Origin of the sequence: Blautia sp. HCP28S3_G10, from assembly GCF_052065235.1 — a bacterium.
Classification (GTDB): domain Bacteria; phylum Bacillota; class Clostridia; order Lachnospirales; family Lachnospiraceae; genus Blautia_A.
In genome coordinates this window covers 1-13,629 of record NZ_JBQHUL010000015.1, presented here as the reverse complement: position 1 = coordinate 13,629, position 13,629 = coordinate 1, and the positions used below count along the sequence as shown (strand labels likewise).

Annotated in this window: 11 protein-coding genes and 1 pseudogene; 9 read left to right on the top strand and 3 right to left on the bottom strand. The window is 40.2% G+C overall.

Annotation, left to right across the window (positions count from 1 at the left end; translation table 11 throughout):
* Positions 1–8 precede the first annotated feature (8 nt).
* The 3 genes from ACTNB8_RS07805 to trmL all read left to right on the top strand — a co-directional run bounded on the left by ACTNB8_RS07805 (position 9) and on the right by trmL (position 2,930).
* Positions 9–1,664 carry a B12-binding domain-containing radical SAM protein gene (locus ACTNB8_RS07805; RefSeq protein WP_441053712.1) on the top strand — a complete coding sequence of 552 codons (1,656 nt, stop codon included), beginning with the start codon at positions 9–11 and terminating at the stop codon, positions 1,662–1,664.
* Between the two features lie 128 nt (positions 1,665–1,792).
* Positions 1,793–2,431 (top strand): AIR synthase-related protein, encoded by a 639-nt coding sequence (locus tag ACTNB8_RS07800; RefSeq protein ID WP_441053710.1) that lies wholly within the window; start codon positions 1,793–1,795, stop codon positions 2,429–2,431.
* 1 nt (position 2,432) lies between these two features.
* Positions 2,433–2,930, top strand: coding sequence for a tRNA (uridine(34)/cytosine(34)/5-carboxymethylaminomethyluridine(34)-2'-O)-methyltransferase TrmL (gene trmL, locus ACTNB8_RS07795; RefSeq protein ID WP_441053708.1), 498 nt, complete (start codon positions 2,433–2,435; stop codon positions 2,928–2,930).
* A gap of 33 nt (positions 2,931–2,963) precedes the next feature.
* Here the strand turns inward: trmL and ACTNB8_RS07790 are convergent, their stop codons facing one another.
* Genes ACTNB8_RS07790 through ACTNB8_RS07780 form a run of 3 tightly spaced genes read right to left on the bottom strand, consistent with a single transcriptional unit; the run spans position 2,964 to position 7,459 of the window.
* Entirely contained in the window at positions 2,964–4,373 is a 1,410-nt protein-coding gene (locus ACTNB8_RS07790; protein ID WP_441053706.1) for a sensor histidine kinase, read from the bottom strand.
* The gene (locus tag ACTNB8_RS07785; RefSeq protein WP_441053704.1) at positions 4,370–5,068 is read right to left on the bottom strand and encodes a response regulator; all 699 of its coding nucleotides are present in this window, start codon (positions 5,066–5,068) and stop codon (positions 4,370–4,372) included. Before ACTNB8_RS07785 ends, ACTNB8_RS07790 begins: the two co-directional genes overlap by 4 nt.
* Before the next feature lie 9 nt (positions 5,069–5,077).
* Positions 5,078–7,459, bottom strand: coding sequence for an endonuclease MutS2 (locus ACTNB8_RS07780; protein ID WP_441053702.1), 2,382 nt, complete (start codon positions 7,457–7,459; stop codon positions 5,078–5,080).
* A 175-nt stretch (positions 7,460–7,634) separates the two neighbouring features.
* On the opposite strand from ACTNB8_RS07780, the gene ACTNB8_RS07775 reads away from it, so the two are divergent.
* The 6 genes and pseudogenes from ACTNB8_RS07775 to ACTNB8_RS07750 all read left to right on the top strand — a co-directional run bounded on the left by ACTNB8_RS07775 (position 7,635) and on the right by ACTNB8_RS07750 (position 13,239).
* Positions 7,635–8,900 carry a S1C family serine protease gene (locus ACTNB8_RS07775; RefSeq protein WP_441053700.1) on the top strand — a complete coding sequence of 422 codons (1,266 nt, stop codon included), beginning with the start codon at positions 7,635–7,637 and terminating at the stop codon, positions 8,898–8,900.
* 13 nt (positions 8,901–8,913) lie between these two features.
* Positions 8,914–9,861: a 3'-5' exoribonuclease YhaM family protein gene (locus tag ACTNB8_RS07770; protein WP_441053698.1), complete on the top strand. Its 948-nt coding sequence runs from the start codon at positions 8,914–8,916 to the stop codon at positions 9,859–9,861.
* Between the two features lie 4 nt (positions 9,862–9,865).
* Positions 9,866–11,233: a 23S rRNA (uracil(1939)-C(5))-methyltransferase RlmD gene (rlmD, locus tag ACTNB8_RS07765; RefSeq protein WP_441053697.1), complete on the top strand. Its 1,368-nt coding sequence runs from the start codon at positions 9,866–9,868 to the stop codon at positions 11,231–11,233.
* A 252-nt stretch (positions 11,234–11,485) separates the two neighbouring features.
* Entirely contained in the window at positions 11,486–12,391 is a 906-nt protein-coding gene (locus ACTNB8_RS07760; protein ID WP_441053695.1) for a ParB/RepB/Spo0J family partition protein, read from the top strand.
* A pseudogene (locus tag ACTNB8_RS07755) lies at positions 12,381–12,836 on the top strand (TnpV protein). The gene ACTNB8_RS07760 and the pseudogene ACTNB8_RS07755 overlap by 11 nt, the downstream one beginning before the upstream one ends.
* An 88-nt stretch (positions 12,837–12,924) precedes the next feature.
* A complete protein-coding gene (locus ACTNB8_RS07750) occupies positions 12,925–13,239 on the top strand; it encodes a helix-turn-helix domain-containing protein (RefSeq protein ID WP_441053693.1) in 315 nt (104 codons plus the stop codon).
* Positions 13,240–13,629 lie beyond the last annotated feature (390 nt).

Below are 13,629 nucleotides of genomic sequence, written 5' to 3'. Positions count from 1 at the left end.
AGAACAGGATGAAAATATTACTGGCAGCGTGTAACGCAAAATATATACATTCAAATCTTGCAGTATATAATCTGAAAGCATATGCGTCTTCTTACGGAGACCATGTGCTGCTCAGGGAATATACGATCAATCAGCCAAAAGATGAAATACTTAAAGACATTTACAGCAGCAGAGCAGACGTTGTCTGCTTTTCCTGCTATATATGGAATATTTCTTTTGTAAAGGAACTTCTGGCTGATCTTCACAAAATACTTCCGGATACTGCTTTCTGGGCAGGGGGACCGGAAGTTTCCTATGATGCGGTAAAAATCCTTGAAAATGTACCGTACATGAAGGGAATCATGATAGGAGAGGGAGAGAAAACATTTTTTGAACTGACCAGATTTTATGTAGACGGAAACGGACAGCTTGCTGATATTTCGGGAATTGCTTTTCGTGATGGAGACAGAATTGTAAACAACGGCTGGAGAGAACTGATGAATCTCAGTGAGATTCCTTTTGCCTACAAAAATCTAAAAGAATTTGAAAACAGGATTATTTATTATGAGAGTAGCAGAGGCTGTCCTTTTTCATGCAGCTATTGTCTGTCGTCTGTAGATAAAAAACTCAGGTTTCGTGATCTTGCCCTTGTAAAAAAAGAACTTCAGTTTTTCCTGGATAATAAGGTTCCTCAGGTGAAATTTGTTGACCGCACATTTAACTGCAAACATGAGCATGCAATGGAAATCTGGAGTTATATTCTGGAACACGATAATGGAATTACAAATTTTCATTTTGAAGTTTCAGCAGATCTTCTGAGAGAAGATGAGCTTGCACTTATGGAAAAAATGCGTCCGGGTCTTATTCAGTTAGAAATAGGTGTCCAATCTGTCAATCAGGATACAATTCGCGCTATTCACAGACATATGGACCTGGACAAATTAAGAAAAGCTGTGTCAAAAGTGCACAGTTTTCGTAATATACATCAGCATCTTGATCTTATTGCAGGTCTTCCATGGGAAGATTATGACAGTTTTCATCATTCTTTTAATGAAGTATATAAAATGGAACCTGATCAGCTTCAACTGGGATTCCTTAAGGTGCTTAAAGGTTCACTGATGTATCAGGAAGCTCCGGGATATGATATACTCTATAAAGACAGAGAACCATATGAAGTACTTTCTACCAGATGGCTTACTTATGAAGAAATCCTTAAACTGAAGATGGTTGAGAGCATGGTAGAAGTCTATTATAACAGTGGTCAGTTTCTGCATACTCTTAAGTATCTGATTCCTCAATTCGAGGATCCTTTTGTTTTCTATGAAAAACTTGGAGAATTTTATGAGGAAAAAGGATACAGTGAGATTTCACATTCACGTATGAGAAGATATGAAATACTTCTTGAATTCCTGCAGGAAAAAACAGATATAGAATGTGAACAGACATCAGAATACATGGTATTTGATCTTTATCTCAGAGAGCGTCTGAAAAAGCGGCCGGAGTTTGCGTCTGATCAGAAACCATTCGAGACAGTAGTCTGGAAATATCGGAAAGAAAATAAAGTTTCGAAAACGGCATATATTGAAGTATTCAGAAATGGCAAAGCGGTGTTGTTTGATTATGACAGGAGAGATCCGCTTTCAAATAACGCGCATACAGAAGAAATCGAATTGAGTTGGTGTTAAGGAGGAAATTATGGGCTTTTTCAATCCAAAGAACCGTAAAGTTATTGCCGCAGTTATTGCAATTATCCTTGTAGTAGCAATGGTAGTACCGAGTATTCTGTCTATTATGCAGTAACCGGAGGTATTACATGAAACTTGGACAGAAGGCAATGGAAATATTGCAGAAAGAAATTACAGGAAAGCTGTGTAGTGGAGATGATCTGGTTGTTGCAGGGCCGGTGGGTTTTGAGGGAACGGTTCTGCTTGTCAGAAATGAAAAAGATTTTCTTCGAAAATTTTTTTCAGAGGGTTTTCTGTGGAATGCTGTACGTGAGCCGAAATTTGATTTCAGGGAGATAATCAGGGAAGAGAAGATTTCAGCTGTATGTCAGCCGGGGACAGGTGGTATTCTTGCAGCCATCTGGAAAATGGCAGAAGTATCAGGCGTGGGACTTAGAGCTGATCTTCGGAAAATTCCGGTAAGGCAGGAAACAATAGAAATCTGTGAACATTTTGATCTGGATCCGTATAAATTGCTTGCCGGAGGCTGTATTTTGCTGGGGTGTCCGGATGGGCAGGAAACAGTCAGTGCTTTTATGGAAGCGGGAATCAGGGCTGCTGTTATTGGAAAAGCAGTGCAGGGGAATGATCGATTGCTGAAAAGTGGTGAACTGACCAGATATCTGGAAAGACCGTCGCAGGATGAAATTACGAAACTTCCATGGGGAAATCAGTGGAAATCTTCGGGAAGAATTCCGGGAAAAGACAATCAGGAAGGAAACATATAACATGGCGAAGTTAAATATTGTACTGCTGGAACCTGAAATTCCGGCAAATACGGGTAATATCGGAAGAACCTGTGTAGCAACAGGAACGAAGCTTCATCTAATAGAACCACTGGGATTTTCTCTCAGCGAAAAAGCGATCAAACGTGCAGGAATGGATTACTGGAAAGATCTGGATGTTACTACATATCTGGATTATGAGGATTTTCTCCAGAAAAACCCGGGGGCAAAAATTTATTATGCAACTACCAAGGGACTTCAGACTTACACAGATGTTCATTATGAAGAAGACTGCTACATTATGTTTGGAAAAGAGAGTGCAGGAATTCCGGAAGAAATTCTTATGGAAAATAAAGAGCAGTGTATCAGGATTCCAATGCTTGAGAAGATACGATCCCTGAATCTCAGTAATTCAGTTGCAATTGTATTATATGAAGCACTGAGACAGGATAATTTCAGTCATATGCAGATGGAAGGACAGCTGCATCATCATCACTGGTAAGATATAACAAAAGGTCAAGCAGAACTTATGGTTCTACTTGACCTTTTCTAACGTAAACACAAAATTAGATCCAACACCTTCAGTGCTGATCACATTAATATTCTGACCGTGGGCATTTATGATTTCTTTTACGATTGCCAGCCCAAGGCCTGTTCCTTTTTGATCTTTGCCGCGGGAAGTATCGATTTTATAAAAACGTTCCCAGATTTTATGAATACTGGATTTTGGAATTCCGATACCGTGGTCTTTCACAGATACGAAAATTTTATCATTGCGTTCTGTTGTTTCGATGGTGATCGTAGAATTATCCGGGCTGAATTTGATTGCATTGTTCAGAAGGTTATACAGTACCTGCTGAATCTGTTCCATGTCAGCACGTACATATAATTCCCTTCCGGAAAGTATCAGTTCCAGAAGAATATTTCTGGTTGTACAGGATCCCTCAAAGCTGGCTGCTGTGGTTTTGATAACAGCATTTATATCAAATTTCTGTATATTAAGCATTCGTTTCTGGATGTCCAGTTCATTAAGTGTCAGAAGCCCGCGGGTGAGCTTTTCCAGCCGGTCTGCTTCAAAAGAAATAATTTTGAGGTATTTTTCCTGCATTTCCACGGGAATGGTACCGTCAAGCATTGCTTCAACATATCCCTTGATTGAAGTCAGAGGGGAGCGGAAATCATGGGAGATATTTGAAATAAACTGTCGCTGGTATTCACCGTTACGGTTCAGTTTGTCAGCCATGTAATTCAGGCTCTGTGAAAGATAACCCATTTCATCATCAGAACTGACCGGAATCCGATAAGAAAGATTTCCATTGGTAAATTCGGATACTCCATCAGTAATCTGCCTGAGTGGCTTTGAAATGTGATACCTGAAAAATATCAGCAATATGCCAAATATAATATATATGATAAAAAACAAAATCTGAACAATGAGTAAAAGTCCGCCACGTCGCTGATACAGATCGCTCATAAGATAATGAATGGCGACATAGCCTTTTGTAACCATGTTATCAGTGATCGGTGCGATTGTACTCAGGCGGGTATCATCAAAATATCCATAGAAATCTCCAATCTGATAATAATTGCTTCCCCAGGAAGCCGGATCAAAACTGGAAAAATCAATTGGATTATCGGAGAGCCTGTCTTTTCGGCTGCTGAGAATGATCTTACCATTACTGTTGATAATCCAGATTACAGATGATGAGTTTCCGGCTGCCAAAAGAATATCATCACGGATGGAATCAATGTTTGTAGAGGAAATGTTTTTTTTGACAAGCTCGTTTTCTGCAATATTGTGAGCAGACTGATATAACTGTCTGCTTATCAGTTTTTCCAGATGATATTCCATCATATAGGAGCCGACGGAAGTAACGGTCAGAAAGCTGGCAAAACCAAGAAGCAGGTATGAAAACAGGAATTTAAAAGACAAACGGGCTTTCATTTTCGAACCTCAAATTTATAACCAATTCCCCATACAGTAGCAAGACACCACTGTGGATGATCTTTGATCTTTTCGCGAAGACGTTTTATGTGTACGTCTACCGTACGTGTGTCACCGATATATTCATATCCCCATATATGATCCAGAAGCTGCTCACGTGTAAATACCTGATTCGGCGAAGAAGCAAGAAAATAAAGCAGTTCCAGTTCCTTCGGAGGCATATCAATCTGTCTGCCCATATATGTGACAGAATAATTTGTCAGGTTGATAGTAAGATCCGGGTAGGAAACACATTTTTCATTTGGATTTGCAGAAGGCTGTTTTACTTTGAAACGGCGCAGAACAGCACGGACTCTTGCAACAAGTTCTTTAGTATCAAAAGGTTTGATTATATAATCATCAGCTCCAAGTTCCAGTCCAAGAACCTTGTCAAAAGTTTCTCCTTTTGCAGAAAGCATGATGATAGGAACATCGGAGATATGCCGGATCTCCCGACAGACCTGATAGCCATCGATTCCGGGCAGCATCAGATCCAGGAGAAGGAGATCAGGCTGAAACAGATGAAATTCTTTCAGTGCCTGTTCTCCGTCGTTTACGATTTTTGTTTCAAAACATTCTTTTGTGAGGTATAAAGAAATCAGTTCTGCAATATTGTTGTCATCATCTATGATCAGTATTTTTTGTTTTGTGACCATAATGCCCTCCTATTTTTTGAATTCTACAATTGTTACGCCGGCATCTCCTTCGCCAAATTCACCAAGACGGAAGGATTGTACATGTTTCTGACGTTTGAGATAATTATGGACACCCTTACGGAGTGCACCGGTTCCTTTGCCATGAACAATACGGACAGTTTTGAGATGGGCGAGATATGCGTCATCCAGATATTTGTCCAGCTCGGCAATTGCTTCATCAACAGTTTTTCCAAGAAGATTGATCTCCATCGAAACGCTGGAAGATTTTGACATACGGATTTTACCTGCACCAGTTTTCTGAAATGAAGTAGTTGTGATGACTGGTTCATCAATAAGCTCCAGATCAGAGATGCTGACTTTGGAGCGGATAATACCCATCTGTACAAAAAGAAATCCTCTGGAATCCGGGCGGCTGCTTACAGTTCCCTTCAGATTCATACTGAGAACTCTGACTGCGTCGCCGATATGAAGGTCTTTGGCTGTCAGTTGTTTCTTGGGCTTTTTCTTAACTACAGGTTCGGACATCTTCTGTTCAGTCTTATTAAGTCGTTTACGCAGTTCCTGACGTTCACGTTCTACAGCAGAGGTGTCAACAGCCGCTTTCTGGAATTTATGGAAAAGTTTCATTGTCTGGTCAGCGTAATCCTTGGCTTCCTGAAGGGTTTTATGAGCCTCTTCATTGGCCTGGCGAATGATACGGTCGCGTTGGACATCAAGTTTTTCCTGTTTGTTTTCTAATTGTTTTTTCAGCTGTTCGATTTCATTTTTATAGCGGGCAATTTCATGGCGTTCATTTTCAATAGTAATACGGCTCTGTTCAAGAGAAGAAAGTACATCTTCGAAGGATTCGTCCTGTTCACTGATTTGTTCTCTGGCTTTCTGGATAATAGAATCCGGAATACCAAGCTTAGAGGAGATGGCAAAAGCATTACTTTTGCCGGGAACACCAATGAGCAGATGGTACGTAGGCCGAAGCGTCTCCACATCAAATTCACAGCAGGCATTTTCAACTCCCGGAGTAGAAAGCGCATAGACTTTCAGTTCACTATAGTGAGTTGTTGCCATGGTCCTGATACCTTTTTCATGCAGAAAAGATAAAATCGAAATAGCAAGAGCAGCCCCTTCTGTAGGATCCGTTCCTGCACCAAGTTCATCAAAAAGAACGAGGGAGTGTTCATCTGCTTTATTAAGGAAGGATACAGTGTTGGTCATATGAGAAGAAAAAGTACTGAGAGACTGTTCAATACTCTGTTCATCTCCGATATCTGCGTAAACTTCTTCAAAAAGTGCCAGTTCACTGCGGTCCAGAGCAGGAATGTGGAGACCGGACTGTCCCATCAGGGTAAGAAGACCGACTGTTTTCAGAGAAACAGTTTTACCACCTGTGTTCGGTCCTGTAACGATCAGAAGGTCAAAGGTATCTCCCAGCCATATATCAATAGGTACTACAGATTTCTTACTGATGAGAGGGTGACGGGCTTTTTTGAGATGGATGCGGCCTTCGCTGTTAAATACTGGTTCTGTCGCATTCATATCCATAGCCAGTCCGGCTCTTGCAAAAATAAAATCAAGCTGAACCATGGTTTCAAAATCCAGGGCAATGGCATCACGTTCAACTGCAATCTGTTCGCTGAGAGAAGCGAGAATGACTTCGATTTCTTTCTGTTCCTGAAGTTCAAGCTCACGGATATCATTATTCAGTTTGACGACGGACATTGGCTCGATAAAAAGGGTTGCACCTGTGGAGGACTGATCATGGATCATTCCAGGAACCTGTCCTTTGTATTCTGCTTTTACAGGGATACAGTAGCGTCCGTTTCGCATGGTAATAACAGAATCCTGAAGATAATTCCGTGCACCGCCGTTTACAAGATCATTAAGTTGTGTATGAATCCTGTCATTGGTGATTTTCATATTTCTGCGGATCTGACGAAGCGCAGGACTTGCATCGTCGCTGATCTCTTCTTCGGAAATAATGCATCTGCGTATTTCAGTTACAAGTGGAGTCAGTGGAGAAAGATCCTCGAACATATTGTCCAGACAGTCAGACGGTGCGTCACTTCTGTCTTTACGCGAGTATGCTTTTACACGGGAAGTGTTTTCCAGAAGTCCGCAAACAGCAAGGATTTCAGGAATACCAAGGGAACTTCCGATTTCCAGGCGTTTCAGAGAACCACGAACATCTTTGACACTGCCAAAAGAAATGGATCCTTTCTGGAAGAGCCTCGTCAGTGCATCACGGGTCTGCATCTGCATCATACGGATCTGCGTAAGATCTGTATACGGTTCAAGATTACGGCAGAGATTTTTTCCCATGGGGGAAGAAGCTTTGTCCGTAAGTTTATCTATGATTTTTGAGTATTCTAAAGTAATTAAAGCTTTTTGATTCATTTTTTCCTCCTTATGTACAAATCGCACACAAGTTCTTTCTTGTATTTTCACGAATTCTATTTTACATGATTTCTTCTTTAATGAAAAGGAAAAAGTGATTTTTCATTCATAAAAAGTTCATAAAAATCCAGTAGAATTATCTATATTATGAGTTGGAATATACAGGAGAAAATATATGGTTGACCGTAATGATAGAAATTTTTCTCAGAATGAACATACATTTATAAAGGAAACAATTAAAGAACCTCCGATAAACAAAAAAAGGATTGCGGAGAAGCTGCTGCTGGCATCAGCCTGTGGAATTGCATTTGGTGTATGTGCAGTTTTTACTGTGATGCTGTTATATCCAAGAGTTTTCAGAAATCTGGATAATTCCTGTGATACAAAAGTTGCTGTGACAATAACTCCATCAGAAAAAAAGACGGATACAGAAGAAAAAACCTCCGCAGCTGATGTATCGGTTTTGACAGAAAAAACAGAACGTACAGAGAATACTGTACAGTCACGGATACTTGAAGCTTCAAAGGAGCCCAGAAAAGCACTGGTTCGTGTAGAGTCACTGAGTGAAGATACAGATTTTCCGGATGACTCATTTTTGAATAATGGTGATGAAGAAGGCATAGTGTTTTTGAAAAATGATGATGCTTTTTATATTTTGACAGTATCCCGTAATGAAAAAGAGTCAGAAAAATATAGAGTCACATTTTCGAATGGCAGTTCAGCGGATGGAATATTATGCAAGAAGGATGCGAGAACGAGTTTCATGGTACTGCGTGTGCCGGCAGAAAGTCTGGATTCGGCAGATATAAAAGAAATTCCGGCAGCTTCACTGGATTTATCAGGAAAAATAGAACAGATGCAGCCGGTAATTGCAATAGGAAGCCCGGAAGGCAATTATGATTCTCTTGTTTCAGGAACTGTTACATCTGTTTCCGGTAGACTGGAGACAGCAGATGAGGAATATACGCTGTTTTCTACAGATATGGTCGGAAGCGATGAAGGTGACGGTGTGATTCTGAACCTGGAAGGAAAAGTTATAGGTGTGATCTGTCAGCCTGAAAATGAATTATCAGATGTGATACGTGCAGTTCCGGTATCTCAGATAAGTTCATTACTGGAAACACTGGCGAACCGGCAGAAAATATGTTATATTGGGATACAGGGTGTAACGATATCGAAGTTTAAGTCGGCTAACCTTGAAATTCCCCGTGGAATATATGTAAACAGTGTAGAAGAAAATTCCCCGGCAATGACAGCCGGAATTCAGAGTGGAGATATTGTACATAAACTGGGGAATACTGAAATTGTTACTATGGAAGAATATTCCGGAAAGCTTCAGTCCATAAAGGTTGGAACAAGGACTACAATAGATGTATATCGCAGAAATCCGTCAGGGGAATATGTGGATGTGAGTTTAAACATATCCATAAAAGAAAAATAGAAAGGCAGAAACAATGCGCTTTATTAATGAATTACATGAGGGAGACAGAATCAACGGAATCTATCTCTGCAAACAGAAACAACCTGCTGTAACCAAAAACGGCAAACCATACGAAAATCTGATCATTCAGGATAAGACAGGAGTCATAGATGGAAAAATCTGGGATCCAAACTCACTGGGAATTGATGATTTTGATGCCCTGGATTATATAGATATTGTGGGAGATGTGACCAGTTTTGCCGGCGCAATGCAGCTTAACATCAAACGTGTCCGCAAAGCTTTGGAAGGAGAATATGATCCTGCAGATTATCTTCCTGTCAGCGAGAACAGTACAGATGATATGTATCAGCAGCTGCTCACATTTATAAAAAGCATAAAAAACGAATATCTGTCAAAACTTTTAAATATGCTTTTTGTAGAGAATAAAGAGTTTGTAAAATCATTTCAGGAACATTCAGCAGCAAAAACCGTTCATCATGGCTTCATAGGTGGTCTGATGGAACATACTTTAAGTGTGACAAGACTCTGCGAATATATGGCTGGTGCATACCCGCTTCTGAACAGAGATCTTTTGATCACGGCATCTCTTTTACATGATGTGGGCAAAACAAAAGAATTGTCTTCTTTTCCTCTGAATGACTATACAGATGAGGGTCAGCTTCTCGGACATATTATTATCGGAGCACAGATGATTCATGACCTGGCAAAAGAAATTCCTGATTTTCCTGTAAATCTGGAGAATCAGCTTGTACACTGTATTCTTGCACATCATGGTGAACTGGAATATGGTTCTCCCAAAAAACCGGCTCTTGCAGAGGCGGTGGCTCTGAATCTTGCTGATAATACAGATGCACGTATGGAAACACTTACAGAAATTTTTGCCAACGACAAAGGCAAAAAAGAATGGCTGGGATATAACAGACTTTTTGAATCTAATCTTAGAAGAACAGGAGATTTCTGATTCCATGGAATATCGTAAAAATGATATGGTAACCCTGGAAATCGTAGACTGCGGAACAGATGGTGAAGGCATTGGCAAAGCTGATGGCTTCACTGTTTTTGTAAAGGATGCGGTGATCGGGGATGTTGTAACAGCAAAGATCATAAAAGCAAAAAAAAATTACGGATACGGACGCCTGATGGAGATATTGAAACCATCACCGTACAGGGTTGAGCCGGCATGTCCGTCTGCCCGTCAGTGTGGCGGCTGTCAGCTTCAGGCACTGAATTATCAGGAGCAGCTTTCTTTTAAAGCAAAAAAACTTCAGGGTCATCTGGAACGTATTGGCGGATTTACAGATATCCCAATGGAACCGGTCATTGGTATGGAAGAGCCTTACCGTTACCGTAATAAAGCTCAGTTTCCTGTGGGAAGAAATAAAGATGGCAAAATTATTGCCGGGTTTTATGCAGGCCGTACTCATTCTATTATCGAAAACAGAGACTGTGCTCTGGGTGTGAAAGTAAATAAAGATATTCTTGATAGAGTGATTTCTCATATGGAAAAGTTTCACATTGAACCTTATGATGAAGTAACAGGAAAGGGACTTGTGCGTCACATTTTTATCAGATATGGATTTTTTACAGATGAGATAATGGTCTGTCTTGTGATAAACGGAACGCAGATTCCTCATGAAACAGAACTGGTTGATTCTTTGTGTGAACTTGAAGGAATGACCAGTATCTGTCTGAATGTTAATAAGAAACGAAACAATGTAATTCTCGGAAATCTTGTAAAAGTTCTCTGGGGACAGGCTTATATTACAGATAAAATCGGAGATATATCCTATGAAATTTCACCGTTGTCATTTTTTCAGGTGAATCCACGCCAGACATGGAAGCTGTATTCCAAAGCTCTGGAATATGCGGATCTTCATGGAAAAGAGACAGTATGGGATCTGTACTGCGGAATTGGTACGATTTCGCTGTTTCTGGCGCAGAAGGCAAAATTTGTCCGGGGCGTGGAAATTGTTCCGGCAGCTATTGAAGATGCCAGACGTAACGCCAGACTGAATAATATCAGTAATGTGGAATTTTTTGTAGGAAAAGCAGAAGAAGTGCTTCCGAAGGAATACGAAAAAAATGGTGTTTATGCAGATGTGATCGTAGTTGACCCACCTCGTAAAGGTTGTGACGAAGTTCTTCTTCAGACAATCCTTAAGATGCATCCGGAAAGAGTTGTTTATGTAAGCTGTGACAGTGCAACACTGGCACGTGATCTGAGATATCTTTGCGATCATGGATATGAACTCCTAAAAGTTTGCGGAGTGGACCAATTCCCTCAGACGGTGCATGTGGAGACGGTATGTTGTCTACATCGGGTGAATTCGTAGAAGTCCTTTGTTTTAGGCACTTTGCGAGATATATGAGTTTCGCACCTACAGGTAAACAGGGACGAAAAAAGCAGATTATGGACGGAATCGAGGTATCGGTAGTTCTGCATCTGGTATGAGTGGACACATGAAAAAGAAAATTTCATTTTTATTTGAATATCGTTAAAACAGTCAAAAGGACGCTTGTTTTTCAGAATTTCTGAGAGGTAAGAGTCCTTTTCTTTTATTCAGATTAAATGGAGGATAATTGAGATGACAAAGAAAAGAGTAATGTGTTCATCAAAGGATTACGAGTCGGGTGCAGGTATTGTTCTGGTAAAGGTTTCAGAACTTCATGATTTTAAAGACCATCCTTTTAAGGTGGAGCAAAATCAGGAATTGTTTGAATTACGCCAAAGCATGGAAAAGGAAGGGGTTCTGGTTCCGCTGTTAATCCGCCATAATACGGATGGTGACGGTTATGAAATTATCGCAGGACACAGAAGAAAGGCGGCAGCCATATGGGCAGGTATGGAAGAAGTGCCAGCCATTATCCGTGATTTGGACGATGACCAGTCAATCATTGCGATGGTAGACAGTAATCTCCAAAGAGAAAAAATTCTGCCGAGTGAAAAGGCATTTGCCTATAAGATGCGACTAGAAGCAATGAAACATCAAGGCAGAGTAGATGATATGACTTCGGACCCATTGGGATCGAAGTATATGGAAAACAATCGCAGCAATGAACAGCTTGCCCGGATGGTGGGGGAAAGTGTGACACAGATTAAAAGATATATCCGTCTGACAAAATTGATTCCAAAGATTTTGGATATGGTTGACCGGGAGCTGCTTGCAATTCGTTCAGCGGTGGAAATTTCCTTCCTGACGGAAGCAGAACAGTATGAACTTCATGCTGTGATGGAACTGGAACAGTGTGTCCCAAACATTTCGCAGGCGAACCGGTTAAAGCGGATGAGCCAACAAAAATGTCTTGATATGGATATGATTTACGAAATTTTGGAGGAAATCAAGCCGAACCAGAGGGAACAAATCAAAATCCCACTTGAGCGGATCGGAAAGTATTTCCCGGCAGATTATACGCCGGCTCAACAGGCAGACTTGATTGAAAAGTTACTCAAAGGGTGGGCACAGAAGAATAGGAAAAGTAATGTGCATTAGGTATTATAGAGAAAGACTTTTTCCCATTTTTGGGAGAAAGTTAACGTCAGACGATGGTGACGCAATATATGATTACGAAATGGAGTGTGAAGAAGCTATGGAACTGAATTATAGGAATGTAAACGGATATTTGCTTCCAGAACTGGAGTATAAATCCGGAGAACAGATGACACAACTTGGAAAATATGGATTTCTCCGCAGAGATTATTTGAAAAATCATAAACGGGCGAAATATCAGGTAATGCTTTTATAGGACACAATAGGAGAACATCTTCTGGAGATTGACCAGGCGGCAAGGAAACGGGAAGAGATTATCCTGAGAGAGCTGGAAAAAAGTGATCCATTGCCAGAGAAAGGGGTTGACCAGATGGCTTGGGTAAGGGCTGCTAACAAACACAGAGCAATCGCAGAGGAAATCATTTTAGAAGAACTGATTTACGTTTAATGAAATAATAAATAAACAGAATAAATGAAGGAAAAGGCACAGGTCATGAAAATTGATTTGTGTCTTTTTTCATAAGGAGGTGAGGAGCTTGGCACAGATTTTTCGTGTGGAGAGAACTAAGAATTATACGGTAATGAGTAATCACCATTTCAAGAATAAGAATCTGACATTGAAAGCGAAAGGCTTATTGTCGCTGATGTTAAGCCTACCAGACGATTGGAATTATAACATGCAGGGACTGGCAACATTGAGCAGAGATGGAATTGATTCTGTTCGTTCCGCAATTAAGGAATTAGAGCATCATGGATATGTGGAACGTCACAGATTGCGTAACGAATATGGCTTTTATGGAAATACCGAATATATTATCCGGGAAGTTCCATTAGGAGAAGAAAATGATTGAATGGAGATGAGAAGAGCCTAAAGGTGGATAGTCCAATTTGGGACAATCAGGTCATAGGAAATTCCTATCTCCAGATATCAGAAAACAGGAAAACCAGATATGGGTAATCCCATATTGGAAAATCCATCACTATTAATAATCCATATTATCAAATATGAATTATTAAAGAACCAGTAAATAAAATATCCATCTTATCAATTCACGTAAGTATTAATAGGATCGGATAAGAAAAGAAAGAACGAGGTATGATTATGAGAATGATGAAAAACAACAAAAATGAAGGGCACTGAAAAACTCCCATTTTTTTAAGGTGGGAGTTCTTCTTTTATAATTTTTCTTGTAATTTCTAATTATATTACAAAAAAACGCTATGGTTTACCCCATAGCCAA

Bases quoted from the DNA above. Each gene is read 5' to 3' on its own strand.
- ACTNB8_RS07805 (WP_441053712.1), top strand. From the start codon at position 9: ATGAAAATATTACTGGCAGCGTGTAACGCAAAATATATACATTCAAAT.
- ACTNB8_RS07800 (WP_441053710.1), top strand. From the start codon at position 1,793: ATGAAACTTGGACAGAAGGCAATGGAAATATTGCAGAAAGAAATTACA.
- trmL (WP_441053708.1), top strand. From the start codon at position 2,433: ATGGCGAAGTTAAATATTGTACTGCTGGAACCTGAAATTCCGGCAAAT.
- ACTNB8_RS07790 (WP_441053706.1), bottom strand. From the start codon at position 4,373: ATGAAAGCCCGTTTGTCTTTTAAATTCCTGTTTTCATACCTGCTTCTT.
- ACTNB8_RS07785 (WP_441053704.1), bottom strand. From the start codon at position 5,068: ATGGTCACAAAACAAAAAATACTGATCATAGATGATGACAACAATATT.
- ACTNB8_RS07780 (WP_441053702.1), bottom strand. From the start codon at position 7,459: ATGAATCAAAAAGCTTTAATTACTTTAGAATACTCAAAAATCATAGAT.
- ACTNB8_RS07775 (WP_441053700.1), top strand. From the start codon at position 7,635: ATGGTTGACCGTAATGATAGAAATTTTTCTCAGAATGAACATACATTT.
- ACTNB8_RS07770 (WP_441053698.1), top strand. From the start codon at position 8,914: ATGCGCTTTATTAATGAATTACATGAGGGAGACAGAATCAACGGAATC.
- rlmD (WP_441053697.1), top strand. From the start codon at position 9,866: ATGGAATATCGTAAAAATGATATGGTAACCCTGGAAATCGTAGACTGC.
- ACTNB8_RS07760 (WP_441053695.1), top strand. From the start codon at position 11,486: ATGACAAAGAAAAGAGTAATGTGTTCATCAAAGGATTACGAGTCGGGT.